The sequence below is a fragment of the Amycolatopsis echigonensis genome (assembly GCF_002846615.1).
GTDB lineage: Bacteria > Actinomycetota > Actinomycetes > Mycobacteriales > Pseudonocardiaceae > Amycolatopsis > Amycolatopsis echigonensis.
On the sequence record NZ_PJMY01000003.1, the window covers coordinates 1492626 to 1516508 of the forward strand.

A 23883-nucleotide genomic window follows, 5' to 3' on the forward strand; every position below is an offset into this window, starting at 1 on the left:
GTCCAGGGGGCGCAGCCCCCTGGCGGGGGTTTGGGGGTCCGACTCCCAAAGGCAACAACGAAGAAGAGCCCTGGCCAACGCGCAAGCGTGGCAGGGCTCTCCGGCGAATCGAGTGGAGGTGCCGGGAATTGAACCCGGGTCCTCTAGCGCATCCTCAAGGCTTCTCCGTGCGCAGTCCGCTCTGTCTCTGCTTGACCCCTTCAGTCACGCGAACAAGCTGAAGTGACGGGCCCAGCCACTGTTTGCTTCCCTGCCAGTCCCCGTGGCCGGGACTGGAGGTGAGCCTCCTAGCTGATGCCGGCGACCGGGTCGGAGGCGACCCCGGGCCGACAGACTTGCTCTACTGCGATCAGGCAGCGAGAGCGAAGTCGCGCTGGCTATTGGCCTTGGCGCTTATTAGGTTGCGATGACGCTTACGGTGGTCTCTCGCCTGCACCGGCACGCTTCCCTTGATTCAACGTCCAGAGTCGAAACCGTTCACCCCCTTGTAGGTGTTCGTAACTCAACCATCATAACGCGTCCGGCAACCCGATAATTCCGGCATGGGCCTGCGGCTCCGCCTGCCCCGGGGTAGGGCTGTCCCCACCTCGAAGATGCCCGCTCGCCCCCTGGTTGCCCGGGGCCCGGTCCGGCCATGCTGAGCAGGTCAGTTTCCGCAGTGAGGGAGCCCCGCCATGGTCACCGTGCCCGCCGGTCGCAGCTTTGGCCGCCGCACTCCGCCGCTGGGCGGGGCGCTGGCGTATCTGCTGCTCAACCTGCCTGTCGGCATCCTCTCGTTCGCGCTCATCGTGACGCTGGGGTCGGCCGGGCTGGGGACGCTCGTCGTGTGGCTCGGCGTTCCGCTGCTCGGGCTGCTCATCCTGTTCGCGCGGACTGCGGGGCGGGTCGAGCGGGGGCGGGTGTTCGCGCTGCTGGACGTGTACGTCGACGACCCGTATCTGCCGTTGCCGCCGTCCGGCCAGAAGCAGCGCTGGCTGACCAGGCTGAAGGACCCGGCGACCTGGCGTGACCTGTCCTACCTGTTCCTGCTCTTCCCGCTCGGCCTGGCGGAGTTCGTGCTGGTCGTGACTGCGTGGGCGATCAGCCTGGGCCTGGTCGCGCTGCCGATCTACTACCGCTTCCTTCCGGACGGCGTCTACGCCTTCCCGAGCTACGATGTGCGGTGGTTCGTCGTCGACTCGACGGTGACCGCGCTGCCTTGGGCGGCGCTGGGGGTGCTGTTCGCCGCGATCGCCGTGGCCCTGACCAAGGGGCTGGCGGCCCTGCACGCGGCGTTCGCGACCAGGCTCTTGCGGCCCACGGTCGCCCAGCGGCGGCGCATGGAGCGCTCGTGGAACGAGATCGACGGGATCACGGTGGCCGGATGACTGCGCAAGACCCGCCTCCGGAGCACCCTCGTCCGCATCCGGCTCGCACGATCGGCTACATGATCCCGTCGTTCGTGCTGCGTCTGCTGCAGTTCATCCTCATCGTGGTCGGCGGGACCCTCGGCACGGCGACCCTCATCATCTGGATCGGCTTCCCGATCCTGCTGGCCGTCACCGGCTTCATCCGCTGGTCAGGCGACTTGGAACGGCGCTGGGCCCGCCGGATGCTCGGCACCCCGCTGGGCCCCGTCGAGCGGCTGCCGCTGGACGGGCAGCCGATGACCCGCCGCTGGCTGACCCGGCTGTCCGACGCGACGACCTGGCGTGACCTGGCTTACCTGATGGTCGCGTTCCCGCTGTCGATCGTCGAGTTGCCGATCGCGCTCGCGTCGATCGTGCTGCTGCCGATGGCGATCTGGGTGACGCCCTGGCTGGGCTGGCTGCACGGCAACCTGGCGCTGTCATTGCTAGGCCCGAACCGGACGAAGAAGCTCGAGAAGAAGGCTGAGCACCTGCAGGCGTCGCGGGCTCGTGGTGTGGACGCCGCGGAGGCCGAGCGTCGCCGGATCGAGCGTGACCTGCACGACGGCGCTCAGCAGCGGCTGGTGGCCGTCGCGATGAGCCTCGGCCGGGCGAAGTCGAAGTTCGACCATGACCCGAACGCGGTGCGCGAGCTGATCGACGAGGCCCATTCGGACGCCAAGCTCGCCGTTTCCGAGCTGCGCGACCTTGCCCGCGGCATTTACCCCGCCGTGCTGGGCGACCGCGGTCTCGACGCGGCGCTGTCCGCCCAGGCCGCGAAGTCGCCGATCCCGGTGGACGTGCACGTCGACGTCGAGCCCCGGCCGCCGGCCGCGGTCGAGACCACCGCGTACTTCATCGTCGGCGAGACCCTCACCAACATCGCCAAGCATTCCGGCGCGACCGAGGCGACGGTGAAGGTGTGGCGTTCGGACACGCACGTCATCACCGAAATCACTGACAACGGCCACGGCGGCGCGGAGGTTCGCCCTGGCGGCGGGCTCGCCGGACTGGCCGACCGAGCGGCGACCATCGACGGCGTGATCACCGTCGTGAGCCCGGTCGGCGGGCCGACGGTCATCAGAGCGGACCTGCCGTGTCAATGGTGACCCGTTCGTGAGTGAATAGCCCCGGGAGCTTTTCACTCACGGACCTGGGGGCTTTGATGCGGGTAGTGATCGCCGAAGACGCCGTGCTGCTTCGTGCGGGAGTCACCCGGTTGCTCGCCGACGAGGGCATTGAAACCGTCGCCGCGGTCGACAACGGCGACGACCTGCTCGGCGCGATCACCGAACACCGTCCTGACCTGGCGATTGTCGATGTCCGGATGCCGCCGACGTTCACCGACGAGGGCTTGCGGGCGGCGCTGGCGGCCCGCAAGGAGATCGCGGGCCTGCCGGTGCTCGTGCTCTCCCAGTACGTCGAGGAAAGCTACGCCGTCGAACTGCTGTCCGGGGGTGCCGGAGGCGTCGGCTACCTGCTGAAAGAGCGTGTCGCCGACGTGGACGAGTTCCTGGACGCGGTCCGTCGTGTCGCGGACGGCGGCACCGCCATCGACCCGGACGTCATCGCCCAGCTGATGGCCCGCGGCCGCCGCAACCCGCTCGATTCGCTCACCGCGCGCGAGTCCGAGGTGCTCGGCCTGATGGCCCAGGGACTGTCGAACAACGCGATCGCGAACTCGCTGGTGGTGTCGCACGGAGCGGTCGAAAAGCACATCGGCAACATCTTCTCGAAGCTCGGTCTCGAGGCCAGTTCTGAAGAACATCGCCGGGTTCGCGCGGTCCTGACCTACCTGGGCCGGTAAAACCCTCACTCGAACTGACGGCAGCCCGGCCCGGGGTCCCTCGCCTACCATGGACTGATGCCGTCCGAGCCGAGCGAGGAGAACCCGATGTCCGACCGCTGCGTCCGCTTCTTCGGCGGGCCGCTCGACGGCCGGGTGCAGGAACTCGCCGACGAGGAACCGGTGCCGGGCACCGTCGTGCGGCACATCCACCTGCACGGCGGCCCGAAAATCGAGACGCGGTACGAACTCGGCCTCACCGAGGGCGGCTGGGCGTACCGGGTCCAGGCGCACGAATCCGAACCGGAACCGGACACCCTCTCCTAGCCGGGTAGGGGAAACCCCACCCCGCGCCGCCTGCTGACCCGACCCCGTTTTCGGTGGTCTGCACCGCTGTTTCCGCGCCCGGAAACCGACAGGCTCGTCAGCATGACGACGAGCCAGCTGCAGACCCGCGGCACCAGGGCGACCCGGGACAGATTCCTCGACGTAGTACGCGCGGGAGCGATCCTCGCGGTGGTCGCGCAGCACTGGACGATGCCGGTGCTTTCCTTCTCCGGCAGCACTCTTGCCACCGGCAACGCCCTCGCGACACCCGGCTGGTGGCTGATCACCTGGGCTTCGCAAGTGATGCCCCTCGTCTTCTTCGCCGGTGGCGCGGCGAACCTGATCTCCTTGCGCCGCGCGGAATCCACTCGCGCCTGGTTCGCCGGACGCGTTCGCCGGCTGCTCGTCCCTGTGCTGCCGCTGATGGCGGTGTGGCTTGTCGTGCCGGATCTGTTGCACGGCATGGGAGTTCCGCCGCAACCAGTCCAGGTGGCCAGCGCGATCGCCGCGCAACTGCTGTGGTTCCTCTCGGTCTACCTGCTCACCGTGCTGCTCACGCCGCTGATGGTCGCCGCACACCGACGCTGGGGGCTCGCGGTTCCGGTGGTACTGGCCGGACTGGGCGTTCTTGTTGACGTGGCAAGGTTTTCCGACCTCGGCCTGATCGGATACGCCAACGCCGTCATCGTCTGGGTGGCCGTGCACCAGCTTGGTTTCCACTACGTCGAAGGCCGTCTCAGCTCGCTCAGCCGTCGTGCCGCGCTCACCGTGTCCGCCGCCGGCTTCGGGGTGACGGCCCTGCTGGTCGCGTTCGGCCCGTACCCGGCGAGCATGATCGGGATGCCGGGCGCGCCGGTGTCCAACATGAGCCCGCCGACCGTTCTCCTGCTGTTCCTGGCGCTCGGTCAGATCGGATTCCTGCTGGCGTTCCGCGACAAACTCGTCTCGCTCCCCCGCGTCACCGCGGCGCTTGGCTGGCTCAGCCCCCGATTCATGTCGGTCTACCTGTGGCACATGCCGGCGCTGGTCGTGGTGTCCGGGGTGACCGTCCTCGGCCTCGGCTACTCGACCCCGACCCCGGGTTCGTCGTTGTGGTTCCTGATGGTGCCCGCCTGGATCGCCGTGTGCGGCGCGGTACTGCTGGGCCTGCTGCGCCTCTTCGAGCGCTTCGAGACGCAGCCCGACGGCGTGGTCGTGACCGCCCGAACGCCGCAGCTGGTGCTGGCGGGTCTGCTCGCTTCCGGCGGCCTCCTGGGCCTGGCCGCGCACGGGTTCGCACCGCTGCGTGACGGACTGCTGACCGGTCCGCTGCCGTGGGTCGCACTGGTCGCGGCCGGGTACGCGCTGGCCGGACGTCAGGTGTCGATGCCGCGGAGCCGGGCCCTCGTGGCGGTCAAACGCTGAGCAGCTTGGCGGGGGTGTCGTGCAGCACCGCTCGCAGGAACGGCTCGCCAAGGCGATCGTCGGCTGCCCAGCCGGCGATCGCCTGCAGCTGCGTGGCGTAGGAGTACGGGATGTTCGGGAAATCGGTGCCGAGGACCACGCGGTCGGCCACCTCCGCCAACCGGGCCGTCCAGTCCGGCGGCAGCGGAGACATCGCCTCCGCGAACGGCACGCCGACCATGGTGGTGTCGAGATGCACTCGCGGGTAGCGGGCCATCAGCTCGAACGCGGTGGTGAACTGGGGCATCGCCGCGTGCGCGAGGACGGCGGTGAGCCGAGGATGCCGTCGCAACACTTCTTCGAACACCTCGAGCCCGGTGAAATCGCCGCGCAACGGTCCGTGTCCACAGTGGATCACCACCGGCACCCCCGCTTCGGACAGCGAACCCCACACCGGGTCGAGCAGCTCGTCTCGCGGGTCGTACGCACCGACCTGCACGTGTGCCTTGAAGCACCGGGCGCCCGCGCGCAACGCACTGTCCACTGAGGACGCCGCGCCCGGCTCCGGGTAGAACGTGCCGGTAGGCACCGCTTCGGGCACCTGTTCGGCGAACTCCAGCGCCCACGACGTGAGCCACTCCGCCATGCCCGGCTTGTGCGGGTACACCAGCGGCGCGAAAACCTTCACGCCCAGTGCCCGCAGCGTTTCGATCCGCTCCGCCTCCGGAGTGCGGTAGTGGATCGGCCACGGCGTGCCGTAATGCTGTTCGGCGCGGTCGAAATAGGCCCACACCTTGTCCAGCACGGATTTCGGCAGGAAGTGGACGTGCAGGTCGACGATCCCGTCGAGGCCGAGCCCGGCGATCCAGCCCGGGACGTCGGCGTCGGTGGCCGGACCCGGGCTCACTCCGTGAACCGGCCCTTCAACGCCCGCCCCATCGCGCGGCTGATGTCCTTCTGCGCGTCGCGTTTGGCCAGCGTCTGCCGTTTGTCGTAGGCCTTCTTGCCTCGGGCCAGCGCGATCTCGACCTTGACCTTGCCGTCCTTGAAGTACATCGACAGCGGCACGAGCGACAGACCGCTTTCCTTGGTCTTGCCGATGAGCCGTTCGATCTCGCGCCGGTGCAGCAGCAACTTCCGCGTGCGCCGCGGCATGTGGTTGGTCCAGGTGCCCTGGGTGTACTCGGGGATGTGGACGTTGCGCAGCCACACCTCGCCGTCGTCCACCGTCGCGAACGCGTCCACAAGGGAGGCCTTGCCGGCCCGGAGGCTTTTGACCTCGGTGCCCTGCAGCACCATCCCGGCCTCATAGGTGTCCAGGATGGAGTAGTCGTGCCGAGCCTTGCGGTTCGACGCGATGACCTTCTGTCCACGTTCTTTGGGCATACCGACCACTTTACGTGATGCGTCCGACGGCGAGCAGCCGATTTGCGGCCGCTAGTGCCGCACGTACAGGCGCAGCGTGACGTACCCGGTGATCGCCGAGATCACGATCGACACCGCCAGCAGGATCGGCGCGACCGGGAACAGCACCTCGAGCGTGGTGATCTGCGGGAACACTTCGCCGGTGAAGACCGTGTCGAGGAAGGACAGCTTCGTCAGCAGCAGGAACACCACCCCGAGCACGGCGCCGACCGTGCCGGCGACCACCGCCTCCAGGAGGAACGGCAGCTGGGTATACCACCGCGTCGCGCCCACCAGGCGCATGATGCCGACTTCCGTCCGCCTCGTGAACGCCGAAACCTGAATAGTGTTCGCGATCAGCAGGAGTGCGGCGACGGCCATGATGAGCGCCATCACGAACGCGATGTTCCGGACGCCGTTGAAGACGTTGAAGACGCGGTCGAGGAACTTCTTCTGGTCGTCGACCTTCTTGACGCCGGGCTGGCCGGTGTACTGCTTGATGATCGCGTCGGACCGGTCCGGGTCCTTCAGCTTCACCTGCAGCGAGGCGGGCAGCGCCTCGGGACCGGTCAGCTCGAGCAGTTCGGGCTGGCTCGCGAAGATCTTCTTGAACCGGTCGTAGGCCTGGTCGCGGTTCTCGTAGACGACCGATTCGACGCCGGGGTTGTTCTGCAGCGACTGGCGGAGCCCGTTGCAGAGCGCCTGCGTGCAGTTCTTGTCGTTCGCGCTCACGTCGTCGACCAGCGAGACCGAAACTTCGACTTCGGCGAGGAAGTTCGCCTTCATCTTGTCGATCGTGCGCACGGCGAGCAGACCGCCGCCGAGCATGGCGAGCGAGACCGCGGTGGTGAGGATCATCGCGATGGTCATCGTGACGTTCCGGCGCAAACCGGTGACGACCTCGCTGAAGACGAAACTGGCACGCATCGCTCTCGTGATTCCTTGGTTCGGGGCGGGAAAGGGCGGGGGCGGTGGGCGTCAGCGGCCGATGCCGTAGACGCCCCGGGCGTCGTCGCGGATCACGCGACCGAGCTGCAGCTCGACGACCCGCCGCCGCATCGAGTCCACGATGGAATGGTCGTGCGTGGCCATCAGCACGGTGGTGCCGGTGCGGTTGATCCGCTCCAGCAGCAGCATGATGTCCTGGCTGGTGTCCGGGTCGAGGTTCCCGGTGGGCTCGTCGGCCAGCAGCACGAGCGGGCGGTTCACGAACGCGCGGGCGATCGCGACGCGCTGCTGCTCGCCGCCGGAGAGCTCGTTGGGCAGCCGGTCGGCCTTGCCGTCGAGGCCGACGAGTTCGAGCACCTCGGGCACGACCTTGCGGATCGTCGGCCGCGGTTTCCCGATGACCTCGAGGGCGAACGCGACGTTTTCCGCGACGGTTTTGTTGGCCAGCAGCCGGAAGTCCTGGAACACGCAGCCGATGGTCTGGCGCAGGCGGGGGACCCTGCGCCGGGCGAGTTTGGCGACGTCGAAGTTCGACACCATGACCCGTCCCTTGGAGGGCACTTCTTCCCGCAGCAGCAGCCGCAGGAACGTCGACTTCCCGGAACCGGACGGGCCGATGAGGAAGACGAACTCACCCTTGTCGATCTCGACCGACACCCTTTCGAGGGCGGGACGGGTCGAGGTCTTGTAGACCTTGGAAACCTCTTCGAGCCGGATCACGGTTCGGCATACTACCCATGGGCCCCGTTAAGCCCGGGTTGCCGGTGCCTTGGGTGACCCGCGCCTCGTCCGGGCGCGGGTCGGCGCGCCGCCGCGGATCAGACCGCGTTCGTCTGCTTCCGCCAGCGGATCCCGGCTTCGAGGAAACCGTCGATGTCGCCGTCGAGGACCGCGCTGGGGTTGCCGACCTCGAATTCGGTCCGCAGGTCCTTCACCATCTGGTACGGGTGCAGCACGTAGGAGCGCATCTGGTTGCCCCAGCTGGAGCCGCCGTCCTTGAGCGCGTCCATTTCGGCCCGTTCCTCCTCCTTCTTGCGCTGCAGGAGGCGCGCCTGGAGGACCTTCATCGCGGCCGCCTTGTTCTGCAGCTGCGATTTCTCGTTCTGGCACGAGACGACGATGCCGGTCGGGATGTGGGTGAGGCGGACCGCGGAGTCGGTCGTGTTGACGCTCTGCCCGCCGGGGCCGGACGAGCGGTACACGTCGACGCGGATGTCCTTTTCGGGGATGTCGACGTGGTCGACTTCCTCGACCTCGGGCAGGACCTCGACGTGCGCGAAGGACGTCTGCCGGCGGCTCTGGTTGTCGAACGGCGAGATCCGCACGAGGCGGTGGGTGCCTTGTTCGACCGAGAGGGTGCCGTAGACGTAGGGCGCGGTCACCTTGAAGGTCGCGGACTTGATGCCCGCTTCTTCGGCGTAGGAGATGTCGAAGACGTCGGTCGGGTAGCCGTGGCGCTCCGCCCAGCGCAGGTACATGCGCAGCAGCATTTCGGCGAAGTCGGCCGCGTCGACGCCGCCCGCTTCGGAGCGGATGTTGACGACGGCGTTGCGGTCGTCGTACTCGCCGGACAGCAGGGTGCGGACTTCGAGCGCGTCGATGTCTTTCCCGAGGTCGGCGAGGTCGCCCTCGGCCTCGGTCATGCTGCTGCTGTCGCCTTCGTCGGCGGCGAGCTCGTAGAGGACGCCGAGGTCGTCGAGCCGCTGGCGCAGTTCGGAGACGCGGCGCAGCTCGGCCTGCCGGTGGGACAGCTGGCTGGTGACCTTCTGGGCTTCCTCGACGTTGTCCCAGAGGGTGGGGCTGGACGCCTGCTCCTCGAGTTCGGCAACCTGCGCGCGCAGCGCCTCGAGGTCCATCACCGACTCGATCTGGGTCAGCTTGCCGGTCAGGTCCTTGAGGGCCGCATCGAACTCATCGCTCACGTCGACCAAGGTTACGGCAAAACCCACGACCGGTTGCGAACCGGTCGTGGGGCCGGGCGCCGCTCAGGCCTGCGGGATCGAGTCGAGCAGCTTCAGGGCGGCCTTGGCCTGCGCCTGGGCGAACTCGGCGACGGCCTTGGCGTACGGGCCGTCGGCGGTCTTGGCGGCGTTCTTGGCCTCTTCGAGCTGCGCCTGGTAGGTGGTGCGGGCGCTGTCGAGCAGGGCGCCGCGCTGCTTGGGCGTCAAGGAGCCGGCGTGCACGAGCCGCAGGATGAGCGGGCTGCGCAGGTGGTCGGGTCCGGCCTCGGACGTGAGCCACGTCTTGAAGGCCTTCTTGCCTGCCGCCGTGAGCACGTACTGCTGGCTCGAACGGGGTCCCTGCTTGCCGAGCCGGACGAGACCCTCTTTCGAGAGCGCCGGGAGCTCGCGGTAGACCTGGCTGCGGGTGACACTGAAGAAGGCGCCGAAGCGCTCGTCGGCGCCCGAGACGAGCTGCCCGCCGGTGGCGGGGCCGTCGTGGAGCAGACCGAGCAGAGCGGCGGCGGTTGCATTCAATTCGGACACCCCTCTACGGTCCCACTTATCCGCCGCTGTGTCCACAGTGGTCACGAATCAGTCCATTGTGGCCAGCGGCAACCCCTCTAACAGCCCAGTCCGCAAGTATGTCCACAGTAGACTCTGCCACGCTCCGCAACCACCGCCGAAACGATCACCGGCCCGCAACCACCACCCGAGCGACGGCCAAATGGCGCACGAAAAAGGCCGGGGCCCGTGCACCTGCACGAGCCCCGGCCTTCATCCACGTAGCGGGGACAGGATTTGAACCTGCGACCTCTGGGTTATGAGCCCAGCGAGCTACCGAGCTGCTCCACCCCGCGTCGTTGTAAAAACAACACTACACCCCCCGCTTCCCCCTCCGACACCACCCCCGCAAAACCCCCTCACCAGCAAAAACACCCCCCACGGAACCCGCCACCCCAATACGGAACCACCACGACTTCCGCACCCCACACCCCCAGCGCCGGAATATTCCAACGCCCCAACGATTCCCCACCCTCTACACGAGACACAAACAAAGGTCTAAACCTGTCAACCCACGCAAGCCCCAGCCCCCCCCGAAGCCAGTCGGTCTCACCACCCAGCCTTTGCCCCCCCGTTACCTTTTTCGTAGCTCCTGATCAAGGAGTTCGTGGTCGCCAGGCCCGGCATGACTGAGTCCCCCAGTCGCGTTCATGATCCGGGGGGTGGTGTCACCGGGTTTGGTGGCATCGAGGGACCGCTGATAGGGACACGGCCGCCCGCTGGGTAGGTCTCGTCGTAACGTGGCTGCCGGCCTTTGATGCTCGACTGGTGACCATGCACGACAAGACGGAAGATACCTTCGATGACCAGCGAATACGCCGTGTTCCTCGGCTTGGACGTCGGCAAGGGCGAGCATCACGCGGTCGGTCTGGATCCGGCCGGGAAACGGCTGCACGACGCTCCGCTGCCCAACAGTGAGCCGAAGTTGCGGGCGATGTTCGACAAACTCACTGTTCACGGCCCAGTCCTGGTCGTGGTGGACCAGCCCGCCACGATCGGCGCACTGCCCGTGGCGGTGGCCCGCGCCTGCGGGCACGAGGTGGCCTACCTGCCAGGGCTGGCGATGCGCCGCATCGCCGACCTCTACCCGGGCAACGCCAAAACCGACGCCCGCGACGCCTATGTCATCGCCGACGCCGCCCGCACCCTGCCCCACACCCTGCGCCGGCTCAACGTCGACGACGAAGCCCTGGCCGAGCTGGACGTGCTCGTCGGATTCGACGACGACCTCGCCGCCGAAGCGACCCGGGTCAGCAACCGCATCCGCGGCCTGCTCACCGGCATCCACCCCGCCCTCGAACGCGTCCTCGGCCCCAAAATCAGTCACTCTGCCGTGCTGGAAATCCTGTCCCGCTGCGGCGGCCCTATCGGGATCCGCAAGGCCGGTTGCCGCAAACTCGCGGCGATCGCCACCACCCACGCCCCACGCATGGGCACAAAACTGGTCGAGGACATCCTCGCCGCACTGGACGAGCAGACCGTCACCGTCGCGGGCACCGCCGCCGCGGACAAGATCCTGCCCAGACTCGCCGACAGCCTGAAAACCGTGCTGCAGCAACGGAAAACCGTCGCCGCCGAAGTCGAGGAGATACTCGATGCACACCCTCTTGCCCAGGTCCTGACATCGATGCCCGGCATCGGCGTCAGGACCGCCGCCCGCATCCTCCTCGAAATCGGCGACGCCTCCGGTTTCAAAACCTCCGGACACCTCGCCGCCTACGCCGGCATCGCCCCGGTCACCCACCGCTCCGGAACCTCGATCAAGGGCGAACACCCCGCCAGAACAGGCAACCGCAGACTCAAACGCGCCTTCTTCCTCGCCGCTTTCGCAGCCCTGTCCGACCCCACCAGCCGGACCTACTACGACCGGAAGAGAGCCGAGGGCAAGAAACACAACGCCGCGCTGATCTGCCTCGCCCGCCGCCGCTGCGACGTCCTGTTCGCCATGCTCCGCAGCCGCACCAACTACCGGCACCCCGAACCGACCAGTACCCCCGCTGCCGCTTGACAACAACATAGGGACACCCCCCCCCGGGCACCTCCCCACTCCGCAGCGCACCCCATTTTCAAGCACTTGGAAGTGAAGCGCCGCACCCAGGTGCCCAAACGAGCCGAGCTCGCCCCGCGAGCAATGGCAACCCCCACGACAAGGCGAGGACCCAACGGGAAGCACCCCACCCGGGGGTCCAGGGGGCTTGCCCCCTGGCGGGGGTCTGGGGGTTCGACCCCCAGAGCAACAACGAAAGAGACCCGCCTTCGCGCTTTGTGCGAAGACGGGTCTCCCATCTCTGTAGCGGGGACAGGATTTGAACCTGCGACCTCTGGGTTATGAGCCCAGCGAGCTACCGAGCTGCTCCACCCCGCGTCGTAAGACCTACCTTACGCCCTGGTTTCCGGCGGGCGCAAAGCAGGTGCCTATTACGTAACCGACGTCACCCGCCGGGCTGGGAGGTCGGCCCGCCGCTGGCGGGCGGGGTGGCCGGTTTGGCGGAGTTGTATTCCTTGGTGGCGGCGTCGAGCGCTTGGAGTGCCGCGCCTTGGTCGGCGAAGTTGCCGGATTGCTGTGCCGCTTTGAGTTTGGCGAGCGCGGCTTGGATGTCGGCGACCGCTTTGTCCATGGCCGGGTTGCTGCCGCCGGTGCTGGGCGGCGGTGCGGCGGTGCTGGACGTCGGCGGGGTCGTGGTGGTGCCGGTGTCGCCTTCCTTCGGGGTGGTGGCCGCCGCGCCGGTGCCCTTGCCGAAGACCTGGTCGAGTGCCTCGTTGAGGGTGGACGCGAAGCCGATCTTGGCTCCGTAGGAGACGAGCACGCGCGCCAGCTGCGGGTAGCTGAGCTGGTTGCGCTGGCGGATGTAGACGGGTTCGACGTACAGGAATCCGTCCGCGACGGGCAGCGTGATCAGGTTGCCGTAAATCGGGATGACGTTGGGGTTGTTCAGCAACGTCCGGTCTTGGGCGACGCGGGGGTCGCTCTGGAACCGGTTTTGCACCTGGACGGGTCCGTCGACCTGGTTCGCTCCGCTGGCCGGAGGCAGTTTCAGGACGCGGATGGTGCCGTAGTCCTGCGGATCCGCGGAAACGGACATCCAGGCGGAAAGGTATTGCCGCTGCAGACCGGTGAGCGCACTGGTCAGCTGGAACGTCGGCCTGCCTTCGCCCGCCGCGTTGGCGAGGACGTAGTACCCGGGCTGGTTGGCGACGTTCGAGCCGGCGGTGGTGGAACTGCCGTCCTCGGTCGGGTCCTGCGGGACGCTCCAGAACGCCTGCTGCGCGTAGAACTCCTGCGGGCTGTCGACGTGGTAGCGGGCGAGCAGTTCGCGCTGGACCTTGAACAGGTCCTCGGGGTAGCGGAAGTGCGAGCGCAGTTCCGGCGAAATCTCCGAGCTGGGCTTCACCATGCCCGGGAAGACGTTCTCCCACGCCTTGAGGACGGGTTCGTTGTCGTCGATCGAATACAGCGTGACGGTGCCGTCGAACGCGTCGACGGTCGCCTTCACCGAGTTGCGGATGTAGTTGATCGAGTTGTTCGCCTGTTTGGTGACGCCGTTGAGCGAGTCGTTGGTCGCTTCGCTGAGCTGCGTCTGCTGGGAGTACGGGTAATTGTCGAGCGTGGTGTAGCCGTCGACGATCCACTGGATGCGACCGTTGACCACCGCGGGATACGGGTCGCCGTCGAGGGTGAGCCAGGGGGCGACCTTCGCGACGCGGTCGCGCGGTTCGCGGTTGTACATGATCTTCGAGCCGTCGCCGATGGCGTCGGAGAAGAGGATCTTCGGTTCGCGGTATTCGGCGGCGAACATCAGCCGGTTGAACCAGTTGTCGAGCGAGACGCCGCCCTTGCCCTGGTAGAGGTAGCCGCGCTGGGCGTCGGTGTCGTACTCCCCGGGGGCCTTGCCCGGCGTGCCGCCGACGATCGCGTAGTCGGACTGGTTCGTCAGCTCGCCGTAGTAGATCCGCGGCTGGTCGACCTTGATGCCCGGCTGGCCGTTGATCGAGCCCGCGCCCGCCGGGGTGGTGGTGTCGCTCGTGGTGGCGATCGGGTAGCCGCCGTCGGAGTTGGAATCCTTCACCGCACGGTCGATCGTGTTCGCGGGCGCGGCCACGAATCCGTTGCCGTGCGTGTAGACCATGTGCTTGTTGATCCAGTTGTTCTGGTTGCCGGTCAGCCCGTCGGTCTTCATTTCCTTGGCGGCCACGATGTAGTCCTGCACCGTGCCGCCGATGTTGTAGCGGTCGATGTCCAGCTTGGACGGGAAGCCGTAGAAGTTCTCGCGGCCGACGCGCTGGGTGAACGTGTCGCTGAGGATGTTCGGGTCGAGCAGCCGGATGTTGGACACCGTGCCGGTGTCGGCCTTCACCGCGTCCGCGGTCGTTTCGGTCTTGCCCGGGTACTGCTCGTACTTCACGTTCGTGAGGCCGTACGCCGAGCGCGTCGCGTCCATGTTGCGCTGGATCGACGTCGCTTCCTTTTCGTTGGCGTTCGGCTTGACCGAGAACTGGTCGAGAATCGCCGGCCAGGCCACGCCGACGAGCACGCCGGAGAGGATCAGCAGGACCAGCGAAATCGCCGGCAGCTGCAGATTCCGCAGGAACGCGCCCGCGAAGAACGCGATCGCGCAGATCACCGAAATGCACAGCAGGATCAGCTTCGCCGGGAGCACCGCGTTGAGGTCGGTGTAGGTGGCGCCGTTGAACAGCGGCATGTTCCGGTCGGACAGCAGCAGGTTGTACCGGTCGAAGAAGTACTCGACCGCCTTCAGCAGCACGAAAAGCCCGACGGTGATGGCGAGCTGCGCGCGGGTCGGGCCGGCCAGCTGGCCGCCGCGTCCGGCGAGCCGGATGCCGCCGAAGATGTAGTGCGCGATCAGCGCGCCGAAGAACGAGATGACGACGGTGACGAACAGCCAGCCGAGCAGCCAGTTCACGAACGGCAGGGAGAAGGCGTAGAAGCCGAGGTCGATGCCGAACTCGGGATCCTTCTGGCCGAACGAGGTGCCGTTGAGGAACAGCTGGATCGTCTGCCAGTCCCCGGTCGCCGACGCGCCGGAGATGACGCCGGTGAGCACCGGGATGCCGATGCCGAACAGCCGGATCCGGCTGACGATCACCGAGCGGTAGCGCGACAGCGGATCGTCGCGGCCGGACACCGGCACGAACACCGGGCGCGTGCGGTAGGCGATCAGCAGGCTGACCGCCAGCGCCCCGCCGACCAGCAGGCCTACCGCGAGGAAGAGCACGATCCGGGTGACCAGCTCCGTGGTGAAGACCGAACGGGCCTGCAGTTCGCCGAACCACAGCCAGTCCACGTAGGTGTCGAGCAACCGGACGCCGGCCAGCAGGGCCAGCACGATCACCGCGGCGATGATGAGAAGGATCCGGCTGCGCCGGGACAGCTTCAGGCTCACCGGGGGCCGAGTCGCCACGGCAATGCTCCTGTCTTCGTGAACACGTTCTCCGGGGACGGCGGTGTCCCCCGTGACCTCTAACTCTACGGATGGTGCCGTGAGTTCCCGGGACCGCCCAAACCGGGCACGCGCGGCGCGTCGCGGGGACGCCTGACACGATGGTCGCCATGCCACCGAGTGAGCCGTCTGCCGCCCACCCTGTCGCCGGGCTGGCCCGGGAAGTCGAAGAGTTCGTCGCCGCCGCCGGCTGGAACCAGCCGCCGCAGTTGTTCGCACTGGTGCCGACCGCGGCGCTGCTGGACGAACAGCCCGAACTGGCCGGTCAGCTCGACCGGGCGAACCCGCTGACTCCGGTGGCCCAGGAAGCGCTGCCGGAAGGCGATCTCGCCGAATCGCTCGGCCGGATCGCGTGGCCGGAGATCGTGGTCGGGTGCGCCCTGGCGCAGGAGATCATCGTGCTGCCCCCGGACGTGGAGGCGGAACTGGAAGGCATCGCCGAGGCGGACGCCGAAAGCCTCCGCCGCGCCGCCGCGGACCACCCGCGCCGCACCGAGGCCCGTCTGGTGGCCGCGGTCCTGCGCGAGGGCGACGCGGCCTGCGTGATGCGGCTGCGCGGCGTCCAGCCGGGCGACGAGGACGAGACCGCGGTCGACGAGCTGGTGGAAAGCCCGGACCTCGCGCCGAATCTGGTGGAAGCGTTGAAGACGACCTTGCAGCCCTGATCAGCGGACCGGGGTGGCGGTCATTCCGCCGCTTCGGCAACCGGGCGCAAGCGGGGCTCCGGCGGCCGGTGCCCGTACCGGGCGATGTCGACCGCGCCCCCGTGCGGGTCGACGAAGTGATCGGACCACGATCGGCCGGTGCGGTGCGGACGGCTCCCTTGGAGGCCGAGGTACGCGGACACGAGGCGCGGCCCGGCTCGCCGCACCGCAGCGGGCGGCTCGGGCAGCCGATGGACCTCGCGCAGCTGCCTGCCCATCAGGAGCAGCAGGCTCGGCGCGGCGAGGCGGCGCGCGGGTCCGGGAAACCAGCGCCGCCAGTCGAGGAACAGCTGGTCCACGAGGGCCCGGCCGCCTTCGGTGAAGCCGAGCCGCTGTTCGTAGGCCTCGATCCAGTCCAGGAACTCCTGGCGGCTTGGCGGGACTTCCAGCCCCATGTGCTCGCCGACGCCACGCCAGAAGTAGTAGTGCGCCAGGTCCTCGACCTCGGTGAACACCGACAGTCCCAGCTCGCCGAGGATCCGGGCCGGTTCGAAGATCAGCGACCCGAGCGTGAACAGCTTGTCCTCGCCGGTGATCCCGAACCGGGCGTGGATCTCCTCCATCCGGTCGATCACCCGGCGGCCGGCTTCGCTGCTGTGCCCGTGCCGGATCATCTCGCCGAAGAAGACGAGCGTGTGGTCGTTGCGCCGTCGGACGTTCCGCATCATGTCGCCGGTGCCCGTGCGGTAGACGATCCGCGCGATCGACGGCGAGGCGACCTGGCGGGCGAACGCGACGGTGTACGCGCCGTGCACGAACATCGCGTCGCCGTACCGCACGCCGAGGCTGAGGTGGGTGATCGCCTCGTTGTCCCGTACCGGGTCGAGGGCGGCGATGGCGGCAGCGAGGCCGCGCCCGCCGGCGAGTCCGCTCATGAGCACCTCCGGACTAAGTAAGAACGCCAGCGTTCCTGATTCTGCCGACTATCAACTAGGAACGCGCGTGTGTCAAGATGGTCCGGTGCCGGAAGCAGTCCGCCCCTACCGCGGCGTCAGTGCCGAAGACCGCCGCCGCCAGCGCCGAAGCCAACTCTTGGAGGCAGGCCTCGACGTGGTCGGCGAGGCCGGGGTCGCCGAAACGACGGTCGATCTCGTCTGCCGGCGCGCAGGCCTGTCGAAGCGCTACTTCTACGAGAGCTTCGCTGACCGCGAGGCGCTGTTGACAGCGGTGCTGACCGGGGTTTTCGAGGACATCCGAGCAGCGTTGGAGACAGCCTTGGCGGACGCCCCCTCATCCGCGGAGGAGCGGATGACGCGGCTGGTCACCGCCACCGTGGAGGCCATCGCCACCGACCCCCGCGTGAGCCGGTTGTGGGTGGAAGCGAACCACCAGCCGGTCTTGGAACAACGCCGCAGCGAGGCCTACGCCGAGTTCGCCGACCTTCTCGTCAGCATCCTGCTCCCCGGGCGCGAGGACGATCCGGATGCTCGAACGGCCTTCGTGCTCGTGGTCGCGGGGACTACCGAAGTGCTGCGTCGCTGGCTCGCCGCCGGCTCCCCCGGCACCACGGCAGGCATCGTCGACGTCCTGCGGCGAGTCGGCCTCGCGGTCACCGGCGAGTTCGGCTGACCGCCGCTCCGGTCAGCAGTGCGCGGTCGGGCGACCGGCCTTCAGGTTGTCCAGCTGCTGGAGCGCGTCGTCCAGGTTCGACACCTTGATGAGGTTGAGCCCTTCCGGCGCGGCCGACTTCGCCTCGGCGCAGTTGTGCTCGGGGACGAGGAAGTCGGTCGCGCCCGCTTCCTTCGCGCCGACGACCTTGAACGAGATCCCGCCGATCGGCCCGACCTGGCCGGTTTCGCTGATCTCGCCGGTGCCCGCAATGTGCCTGCCGCCCGCCAGGTCGCTGCCCGGTTTCCCGGGCGGGGTGAGCCGGTCGATGATCGCGAGGGTGAACATCAGCCCGGCCGACGGGCCGCCGACGTCCTGCAGCGAGATGTCGACCGAGAACGGCGCCACCGCGCGGTCGACGGCGGTCAGCCCGAGGAAGCCCTGGGTGCGGTCGTCGCGCTGGGCGAGGGTGACCGGCACGGTGCGTTCCGGCTGGCCGAGGTGCTGGAAGGTGACCTGGACGGTGTCGCCCGGCTTGGTGTTGGCGATCGAGGCGGCGACCTCGCTCGCCTCGCGCACCTGCTTGCCGTTGACCGCGACGAGCTTGTCGCCGGGGGCGAGGATGTGGTCGGCCGGGCTGCCGGACACGATCTGCTTCGCGACGACCTGCACCGGGTAGCCGAGGTGGCGCAGCGCGGCGACCTGCGCGTTGCTCTGCGAGTTCTGCAGCTGCTGGATGTTCTCCTGCTTGACCTGCTCGTTCGTCTCGCCGGGCTTGTAGTACTCCTCGCGCGGCGCGAGCGCGTAGCGTCCGCTGGCCCAGAGGCCGAGCGCGGTGAAGAGGTTGATGCCGTCGTTGAGCGAGACGGTCGTCATCCGCAGCTCGCCGTGGGTCCCGTAGGTCTGCTGTCCCTTGACCTGGATCACCGGGTTGCCCGCGGCGTCGCGGCCGAGGGTGTCGTAGGTGGGCCCGGGGCTGATCGCGACATACGGCACCTGGACCAGGAAGCCGGCCACGACGAACACCAGGAACAGCACGCCGCTGACCAGCATCGTCCATCCGCGGCGGGTCATCCGCCGGTCGCTGCGGGCAGGCGCGCGCGACGGTTCGGCGCGGCGGGACTGGTTCGCGGTGTCCTCGTCCGGTTTTGTCACGAGCGACAGCGTACGGTGACGCTGTTCGCTTCCCGGTGAAGGCCACGGTTGACGCGCTGAGCCGGGTGCTACCCGCGTACGGTGGAACCTATGAGCAATCCCCCGTTCGGCTTCGGACCGCCCGATCCCGACAAGCGAGGCGACAACGACCCCTCGAACCCGGGCCAGCCCGGCGGTGCCGAGGCGTTCAACCAGCTCGGGCAGATGCTGAGCCAGCTGGGCCAGATGCTCAGCCAGGCGGGCTCGTCGAGCGGGCCGGTCAACTACGACCTGGCGAAACAGATCGCACTCCAGAACTTGAGCGGGCGGGACGACGCCAAGATCGGCTTCACGTCCGAAACCGGCGGCGACTCCGCCACCGCCGTGCGCGACGCCGCGCACCTGGCGGAACTGTGGCTCGACGCGGCGACGATCCTCCCCGCGGGCGCGACCTCCACCGTGTCGTGGTCGGCGCGCACCTGGGTCGAGAAGACGCTGCCGACCTGGCAGCGGCTGTGCGATCCGGTGGCGCAGCAGGTGTCCGGCGCGTGGATGCAGGCGCTGCCCGAAGAGGCCAAGCAGGCGGCGGGGCCGCTGCTGTCGATGATGGGCCAGATGGGCGGGATGGCGTTCGGCTCCCAGCTCGGCAACGCACTGGCTCAGCTCGCGCAGGAAGTGCTCACGTCAACCGAGGTCGGCCTGCCGCTCGGCCCGGCCGCGACGTCGGCGCTGCTGCCGGCGAACATCGAGAAGTTCACCGAGGGCCTGGAGCTGCCCGCCAGCGAGGTGCTCGTGTTCCTGGCCGCGCGCGAGGCCGCGCACCAGCGGTTGTTCGCGCACGTGCCGTGGCTGCGGCAGCGTCTGCTGGCGACGGTCGAGGAGTTCGCCCACGGGATCACCGTCGACACCTCCGCGCTGGAGTCCCTGGCCGGAAGCATCGACCCGGCGAACCCGGCGAGCATCGAGGAAGCGATGTCGTCGGGCCTGCTGGAGCCGCAGACCACGCCGGAGCAGCAGGCTGCCCTGAAGCGCCTGGAAACCCTGCTGGCCCTGGTGGAGGGCTGGGTGGACGTAGTGGTGGCCGAGGCCATAGGCGACCGTCTCCCGGGTGCCGACGCCCTGCGCGAAACGCTGCGCCGCCGCCGCGCGACCGGCGGCCCGGCCGAGCAGACCTTCGCGACCCTGGTGGGCCTCGAACTGCGCCCGCGCCGGATGCGTGCCGCGTCGTCCCTGTGGAAGCTCGTCGGAGACCGCCACGGCCTCGAAAAGCGCGACGGCCTCTGGTCCCACCCCGACCTCATGCCGACGGCCGAGGACCTCGACGAGCCCCTGGACTTCGCCGACCGGCTGTCCGAGCCCGCAGCTCTCGACGCCGACCTGGATCCGATGGCGGAGCTGGAACGCACGGAGAAGGCCGAGCGCGAGGCCCGCGAAGCCAAGCCGGACGCCGAGGGCGGCGCGGGTTCCGACGCCGACAGCAAGGGCGGCGAGACCCCGACGGACGAAGACCCGAAGGACGAGGGCAAGAAGGACGAGGGGAACTCGCCCTCCTGACGCAGCCTGGTCTTCCTGAGGCCGTTCGGTCGCCTCACGACCTGACTGCACTGCCGTTCAAGCCCTCCGCGCGGACCGTCTCACCTGGTTGAGACGGTCCGCGCGGCGTTTGTGCCGCCAGCACTCCGCTCGCACCCAACATCGAAGGCTCTACCCTCGCGCCGCACGCAACGCCGGAGGCTCTGCCCTCACGAGCTTCGTCACCTGCGTCGATCTGCCTCCCCAGCCACCTCGCCTCGCCCGGTTCCTCCGCACCGTCAGTCCGTCTCCGCCTTCCGCAGGCCCTCCCCTCGCCGGTGCCGCCGCACCGCCCAACCGCCGACTCCCGCGACCCTCCCCTCGCCGCCGATCCGCCACCGCCTTCCGGCAGGCCCTCTCAGCGGCGAAGGACCAGCTCAGCCCTCCATCGCCGCTCGCGCGAAGCCAACCAGCCCAGCGGCACCTCGAGACTCCCCCGCTGGCCGTCCACCCCGCCCCCCCCAAGCCGCACCGACCAGCCGCTCAGTCCTCCTCCGAAATCCCCCATCCGGCCGCCGCCGAAAGGCCCTCCAGATACCCCATCGCCCGTTCCGTCTTCGGATACCGGTTGACCAGCGCCCAGAACGCCGCGTCGTGGCCCGGCTCCCTCAGGTGCGCCAGCTCATGGACCAGCACGTAGTCCAGCACCCACTGCGGCACCCGCTGGAGCCGCTCGCTCACCCGGATGGTGGCGTCCACCGGGGTGCACGACGCCCACCTGGTGCGCATCGGCTGCACCCACCGCACGCTGGCCGGCAACGCTTTCCCGTCCAGGTATTTCGCCCCGAGCACCGCGCAGCGCGCCAGCAACGCCGCGTCCGACGCCCTGGGCGGCGCTGTCTTCCGTCCTCCCGGGCGCAGCAGCCTGCGCTCCATCTCCGCGACCCAGTGTTTCTCTTCCTCGCGGGTCATCCGTGCCGGGATCTGGACGACCAGGGTGTCGTCATTCCAGTACGCGGTGACCGTCCGGTGCCTGCGCTGGCTGCGCCGCACCTCGACCTTGTGTTGAGAAGTGTCCGAGGGGGCCTTCTCGCCCCTGCCTCTCAGGGAGGGCATCCGTGCTTCGACCACTCGACAACGGTAAGGCTCAGCACCGACAACTTGGAGCGCCGAAAGGTCACAGCCCTGACTTGTCCACAACTAGATTTCCCTGTGGACAACTCAGCTTCTCACCCGCGAGTGGCATCGCGGGGCTGCCAAGCTGGCCGTATGACCCTGTCCAGTGTTCCGCCGCCGGACGTGCTCCTCCCGGCGTATCCGACCTTGCTTCCGGGCATCCACGTGCTCGAACGCGACGGCGACGAGATCCAGTTCGGCCTCGACCCCCGGCACGGCATCATCGCGGGCGGCCTGCCCGCGGCGATCGTCGACAGCGTTCGCAGGCTCGACGGAAGGCGCGGGCTTGAGGACGTCTTGCTCGCTGTAGGCGAACACCGGGACCAGTTCCAGCTGCTGCTGAAACAGCTGGCCGCACTCGGCCTGGTCACCGAAGCGGCGAAGAAGAACGTGAAACGCGTCGAGACCGGCTTGTGGTCGCTCCGGGCGCGGCACTACCAGCCAGCGCTCGTGGACCGTCGCTGGCAAAGCCTCATCGCGGTTCACGGCAGCGGACGGATCGCCGTCGCGGTTGCCGCACTGCTCGCGACGTCCGGAGTCGGGCACCTCGACATCCGCGCGTCCGGCACGGTCACCGAAGCCGATCTCGGTTCCGGGTTCACGCCGGCTGAGCTGGGTCAACCCCGGCAACGCGCGATCCGGACCGTGGTCGCCCGGGTCGCGCCCGACGTCACCACCGCCCGCAACCAACGCCGCCTGCCCGACCTTGTGCTGCTCACCGACACGCTCGTCCCGCCGCCGGAGGAGGTAGCCGAGCTGGTCGACTCGGCGACCTCGCACCTGCCGGTCCGGGTGTGCGAGGGCACGGGAATCGTCGGGCCGCTCGTGGTGCCGGGCCGCAGCGCGTGCCTCCGCTGCTGTGACCTGCATCGGACCGACGCGGACCTGTCGTGGCCGAGGATCGCGACGCAGCTGGTAGGCCGGATTCCGCGAGCTGATCTCGGTGCGGTGCACGCGTGCGCCTCGCTCGCCGTCGCGCAGGCGATGCGGCTGCTCTCTCCGAGTGAAACCCCGCCACCGGCCTGGAACGCCACACTCGAGATCGACAACTTCGACGGAAAGCTGCATCGCCGGAGCTGGGAGCCGCACCCGGACTGCGGCTGCGGAGCGCCCGTTCCCGTCGAGGAAGGTCCCGCACCGGCGGCGGAGACTTCCGAGGAGGTGCTGCAGGAGACGTAGGACACACCTCGGTGCCGTCAGCAAGCTGCGGTTGTCGTGCTTACCAAGGCAGAATCGCAGAGTGACCGACTTTCGCGACCGCACCGGAGACCGCGACTCCGCCATGCCTCGCCGCGGCGCAGCCCGTACCGCGAAGCTGGCGAGCCTTCCGCTCGGCATCGCCGGACGAGCGATGGGTGGCTGGGGCAAGCGACTGGCGGGGCAGAGCGCTGAGCAGGTGAGCGCGACGCTCTCGGCCAAGGCCGCCGAGCAGCTGTTCGAGGTGCTGGGCACGCTCAAGGGCGGCGCGATGAAGTTCGGGCAGGCGCTGAGCGTGTTCGAGGCCGCGGTGCCGGACGACATGGCGCAGCCGTACCGGGAAGCGCTCACGAAGCTGCAGTCGGCCGCTCCGCCGATGCCGGCTCGGCAGACCCACCGCGTGCTCGCCGAGCAGCTGGGCCGGTCCTGGGTCGGACGGTTCGCGCACTTCGACGACGAGCCGGCCGCCGCGGCGAGCATCGGCCAGGTGCACCGCGCGACGTGGCACGACGGTCGCGAGGTCGCGGTCAAGGTCCAGTACCCGGGCGCGGACGAGGCGCTGCGCAGCGACCTGCGCCAGTTGCAGCGGTTCAGCAGGCTGTTCCAGGCTTTCGTCCCCGGCACGGACGTGAAGCCGCTGCTCACGGAGCTAGCCGAGCGGATGGACGAGGAGCTCGACTACCTCGCCGAGGCCGACAACCAGCGCGCGTTCGCGAAGGCGTTCGAGGGCGATCCCGAGTTCCTGATCCCGCGTGTCGTGGCGAGCGCGCCGAAGGTCGTGGTCAGCGAGTGGGCCACTGGCACGCCGCTGGCCAAGATCATCTCGGACGGCGACGCGGCCACGCGCAACCTGTCCGGACGGCTGCTCGCGGAGTTCCACTATTCGTCGCCCGCGCGGGCGCATCTGCTGCACTCCGACCCGCACCCGGGCAACTTCATGCTCACCAGCGACGGCAGGCTGTGCGTGATCGACTTCGGCGGCGTCGCGAAGCTGCCGCACGGAATTCCGCGGCACCTGGGCGAAATCACGCGACTCGCCCTGGACGGCCACTCCGACGAACTGATGCGGCTGTTGCGCGAGAACCGTTTCGTGCGACCGGATTCGCCGCTGGAAGCGGACGAGGTGCTGGCCTATCTCGCGCCTTTCACCGAGCCGCTGGCCGAGCCGACGTTCCACTTCACGCGCCGCTGGATGCAACGACAAGCGGGGCGCGTCGGCGACTCGCGCGGCAACGACTTCCACGTCGGCCGCTCGCTGAACCTTCCACCGGAGTACCTGATGATCCACCGGGTCACCGCGGGCTCGACGGGCATCCTCTGCCAGCTCGACGCCGAGATCCCGGCGCGCGGCATCGTGGAACGCTGGCAGCCCGGGTTCGCCGCCTGAGTTATCCACAACGCATGCGGACAACG

At 68.6% G+C, this 23883-nt stretch carries 21 protein-coding genes, 2 tRNA genes and 1 other RNA gene; 11 read left to right on the forward strand and 13 right to left on the reverse strand.

Annotation, left to right across the window (positions count from 1 at the left end; translation table 11 throughout):
- Window positions 1–110: 110 nt before the first annotated feature.
- Window positions 111–485: a transfer-messenger RNA gene (ssrA, locus tag ATK30_RS11550) on the reverse strand.
- Window positions 486–674: 189 nt separating this feature from the next.
- Here ssrA and ATK30_RS11555 point away from each other — a divergent pair.
- The 5 genes from ATK30_RS11555 (at window position 675) to ATK30_RS11575 (ending at window position 4905) form a co-directional block, all read left to right on the forward strand.
- Window positions 675–1367 (forward strand): sensor domain-containing protein, encoded by a 693-nt coding sequence (locus ATK30_RS11555; RefSeq protein WP_101435610.1) that lies wholly within the window; start codon window positions 675–677, stop codon window positions 1365–1367.
- Complete coding sequence (locus ATK30_RS11560; protein ID WP_101435611.1) at window positions 1364–2497, forward strand: sensor histidine kinase; 1134 nt, start codon at window positions 1364–1366, stop codon at window positions 2495–2497. Before ATK30_RS11555 ends, ATK30_RS11560 begins: the two co-directional genes overlap by 4 nt.
- Window positions 2498–2553: 56 nt before the next feature.
- Window positions 2554–3195, forward strand: coding sequence for a response regulator transcription factor (locus ATK30_RS11565; protein ID WP_009073303.1), 642 nt, complete (start codon window positions 2554–2556; stop codon window positions 3193–3195).
- 87 nt (window positions 3196–3282) lie between these two features.
- Window positions 3283–3501, forward strand: a complete 219-nt coding sequence (locus ATK30_RS11570) for a hypothetical protein (RefSeq protein ID WP_101440756.1) — start codon at window positions 3283–3285, stop codon at window positions 3499–3501.
- 102 nt (window positions 3502–3603) lie between these two features.
- Window positions 3604–4905: an acyltransferase family protein gene (locus ATK30_RS11575; RefSeq protein WP_101435612.1), complete on the forward strand. Its 1302-nt coding sequence runs from the start codon at window positions 3604–3606 to the stop codon at window positions 4903–4905.
- Here ATK30_RS11575 and ATK30_RS11580 read toward each other — a convergent pair.
- The 7 genes from ATK30_RS11580 to ATK30_RS11610 form a co-directional block, all read right to left on the reverse strand.
- A complete protein-coding gene (locus ATK30_RS11580; protein ID WP_101435613.1) occupies window positions 4895–5791 on the reverse strand; it encodes an amidohydrolase family protein in 897 nt (298 codons plus the stop codon). The genes ATK30_RS11575 and ATK30_RS11580 overlap by 11 nt on opposite strands.
- A complete protein-coding gene (gene smpB, locus ATK30_RS11585; protein WP_037359055.1) occupies window positions 5788–6270 on the reverse strand; it encodes an SsrA-binding protein SmpB in 483 nt (160 codons plus the stop codon). Before smpB ends, ATK30_RS11580 begins: the two co-directional genes overlap by 4 nt.
- 51 nt (window positions 6271–6321) lie before the next feature.
- The gene (ftsX, locus tag ATK30_RS11590; RefSeq protein WP_037359041.1) at window positions 6322–7215 is read right to left on the reverse strand and encodes a permease-like cell division protein FtsX; all 894 of its coding nucleotides are present in this window, start codon (window positions 7213–7215) and stop codon (window positions 6322–6324) included.
- A 51-nt stretch (window positions 7216–7266) separates the two neighbouring features.
- Window positions 7267–7956 carry a cell division ATP-binding protein FtsE gene (ftsE, locus tag ATK30_RS11595; RefSeq protein ID WP_009073292.1) on the reverse strand — a complete coding sequence of 230 codons (690 nt, stop codon included), beginning with the start codon at window positions 7954–7956 and terminating at the stop codon, window positions 7267–7269.
- Window positions 7957–8054: 98 nt separating this feature from the next.
- Window positions 8055–9158 (reverse strand): peptide chain release factor 2, encoded by a 1104-nt coding sequence (gene prfB, locus ATK30_RS11600; RefSeq protein ID WP_101440757.1) that lies wholly within the window; start codon window positions 9156–9158, stop codon window positions 8055–8057.
- Between the two features lie 63 nt (window positions 9159–9221).
- On the reverse strand, window positions 9222–9722 hold the full coding sequence (locus ATK30_RS11605) for a PadR family transcriptional regulator (RefSeq protein WP_101435614.1): 501 nt from the start codon (window positions 9720–9722) through the stop codon (window positions 9222–9224).
- Between the two features lie 240 nt (window positions 9723–9962).
- Window positions 9963–10036: transfer RNA gene (locus tag ATK30_RS11610), tRNA-Met, on the reverse strand.
- Between the two features lie 506 nt (window positions 10037–10542).
- Between ATK30_RS11610 and ATK30_RS11615 the strand changes: the two genes are divergently transcribed.
- Window positions 10543–11748: an IS110 family RNA-guided transposase gene (locus ATK30_RS11615; protein WP_037361642.1), complete on the forward strand. Its 1206-nt coding sequence runs from the start codon at window positions 10543–10545 to the stop codon at window positions 11746–11748.
- Between the two features lie 283 nt (window positions 11749–12031).
- On the opposite strand, the gene ATK30_RS11620 is transcribed toward ATK30_RS11615, so the two are convergent.
- Window positions 12032–12105: transfer RNA gene (locus ATK30_RS11620), tRNA-Met, on the reverse strand.
- Window positions 12106–12172: 67 nt separating this feature from the next.
- Entirely contained in the window at window positions 12173–15160 is a 2988-nt protein-coding gene (locus tag ATK30_RS11625) for a UPF0182 family protein (RefSeq protein ID WP_101435615.1), read from the reverse strand.
- A 149-nt stretch (window positions 15161–15309) separates the two neighbouring features.
- On the opposite strand from ATK30_RS11625, the gene ATK30_RS11630 reads away from it, so the two are divergent.
- Entirely contained in the window at window positions 15310–15864 is a 555-nt protein-coding gene (locus ATK30_RS11630; RefSeq protein ID WP_101435616.1) for a PPA1309 family protein, read from the forward strand.
- A 20-nt stretch (window positions 15865–15884) separates the two neighbouring features.
- Here the strand turns inward: ATK30_RS11630 and ATK30_RS11635 are convergent, their stop codons facing one another.
- Window positions 15885–16778 carry an oxygenase MpaB family protein gene (locus ATK30_RS11635; RefSeq protein WP_143271374.1) on the reverse strand — a complete coding sequence of 298 codons (894 nt, stop codon included), beginning with the start codon at window positions 16776–16778 and terminating at the stop codon, window positions 15885–15887.
- 85 nt (window positions 16779–16863) lie between these two features.
- On the opposite strand from ATK30_RS11635, the gene ATK30_RS11640 reads away from it, so the two are divergent.
- Window positions 16864–17472 carry a TetR/AcrR family transcriptional regulator gene (locus ATK30_RS11640; protein ID WP_158242463.1) on the forward strand — a complete coding sequence of 203 codons (609 nt, stop codon included), beginning with the start codon at window positions 16864–16866 and terminating at the stop codon, window positions 17470–17472.
- Window positions 17473–17484: 12 nt separating this feature from the next.
- Here ATK30_RS11640 and ATK30_RS11645 read toward each other — a convergent pair whose 3' ends face one another.
- Window positions 17485–18504, reverse strand: a complete 1020-nt coding sequence (locus tag ATK30_RS11645) for a YlbL family protein (protein ID WP_101440758.1) — start codon at window positions 18502–18504, stop codon at window positions 17485–17487.
- Window positions 18505–18696: 192 nt separating this feature from the next.
- Between ATK30_RS11645 and ATK30_RS11650 the strand changes: the two genes are divergently transcribed.
- Complete coding sequence (locus tag ATK30_RS11650) at window positions 18697–20139, forward strand: zinc-dependent metalloprotease (RefSeq protein ID WP_101435619.1); 1443 nt, start codon at window positions 18697–18699, stop codon at window positions 20137–20139.
- Window positions 20140–20640: 501 nt separating this feature from the next.
- Here ATK30_RS11650 and ATK30_RS11655 read toward each other — a convergent pair.
- A complete protein-coding gene (locus ATK30_RS11655; RefSeq protein ID WP_101435620.1) occupies window positions 20641–21150 on the reverse strand; it encodes a M48 metallopeptidase family protein in 510 nt (169 codons plus the stop codon).
- Between the two features lie 216 nt (window positions 21151–21366).
- On the opposite strand from ATK30_RS11655, the gene ATK30_RS11660 reads away from it, so the two are divergent.
- Window positions 21367–22452: a ThiF family adenylyltransferase gene (locus tag ATK30_RS11660; protein ID WP_167441883.1), complete on the forward strand. Its 1086-nt coding sequence runs from the start codon at window positions 21367–21369 to the stop codon at window positions 22450–22452.
- 103 nt (window positions 22453–22555) lie between these two features.
- Window positions 22556–23857, forward strand: coding sequence for an ABC1 kinase family protein (locus ATK30_RS11665; protein ID WP_220818017.1), 1302 nt, complete (start codon window positions 22556–22558; stop codon window positions 23855–23857).
- The last annotated feature ends 26 nt before the right edge of the window (window positions 23858–23883 follow it).

What these genes read in the sequence shown, in the direction of transcription:
- ATK30_RS11665 (WP_220818017.1), top strand. Translation starts at nt 22,556, where the DNA reads ATGCCTCGCCGCGGCGCAGCCCGTACCGCGAAGCTGGCGAGCCTTCCG.
- ATK30_RS11565 (WP_009073303.1), top strand. Translation starts at nt 2,554, where the DNA reads ATGCGGGTAGTGATCGCCGAAGACGCCGTGCTGCTTCGTGCGGGAGTC.
- ATK30_RS11555 (WP_101435610.1), top strand. Translation starts at nt 675, where the DNA reads ATGGTCACCGTGCCCGCCGGTCGCAGCTTTGGCCGCCGCACTCCGCCG.
- ftsX (WP_037359041.1), bottom strand. Translation starts at nt 7,215, where the DNA reads ATGCGTGCCAGTTTCGTCTTCAGCGAGGTCGTCACCGGTTTGCGCCGG.
- ATK30_RS11615 (WP_037361642.1), top strand. Translation starts at nt 10,543, where the DNA reads ATGACCAGCGAATACGCCGTGTTCCTCGGCTTGGACGTCGGCAAGGGC.
- ATK30_RS11660 (WP_167441883.1), top strand. Translation starts at nt 21,367, where the DNA reads ATGACCCTGTCCAGTGTTCCGCCGCCGGACGTGCTCCTCCCGGCGTAT.
- smpB (WP_037359055.1), bottom strand. Translation starts at nt 6,270, where the DNA reads ATGCCCAAAGAACGTGGACAGAAGGTCATCGCGTCGAACCGCAAGGCT.
- ATK30_RS11570 (WP_101440756.1), top strand. Translation starts at nt 3,283, where the DNA reads ATGTCCGACCGCTGCGTCCGCTTCTTCGGCGGGCCGCTCGACGGCCGG.
- ATK30_RS11575 (WP_101435612.1), top strand. Translation starts at nt 3,604, where the DNA reads ATGACGACGAGCCAGCTGCAGACCCGCGGCACCAGGGCGACCCGGGAC.
- ATK30_RS11560 (WP_101435611.1), top strand. Translation starts at nt 1,364, where the DNA reads ATGACTGCGCAAGACCCGCCTCCGGAGCACCCTCGTCCGCATCCGGCT.
- ATK30_RS11650 (WP_101435619.1), top strand. Translation starts at nt 18,697, where the DNA reads ATGAGCAATCCCCCGTTCGGCTTCGGACCGCCCGATCCCGACAAGCGA.
- ATK30_RS11630 (WP_101435616.1), top strand. Translation starts at nt 15,310, where the DNA reads ATGCCACCGAGTGAGCCGTCTGCCGCCCACCCTGTCGCCGGGCTGGCC.
- ATK30_RS11635 (WP_143271374.1), bottom strand. Translation starts at nt 16,778, where the DNA reads ATGAGCGGACTCGCCGGCGGGCGCGGCCTCGCTGCCGCCATCGCCGCC.
- ATK30_RS11645 (WP_101440758.1), bottom strand. Translation starts at nt 18,504, where the DNA reads ATGCTGGTCAGCGGCGTGCTGTTCCTGGTGTTCGTCGTGGCCGGCTTC.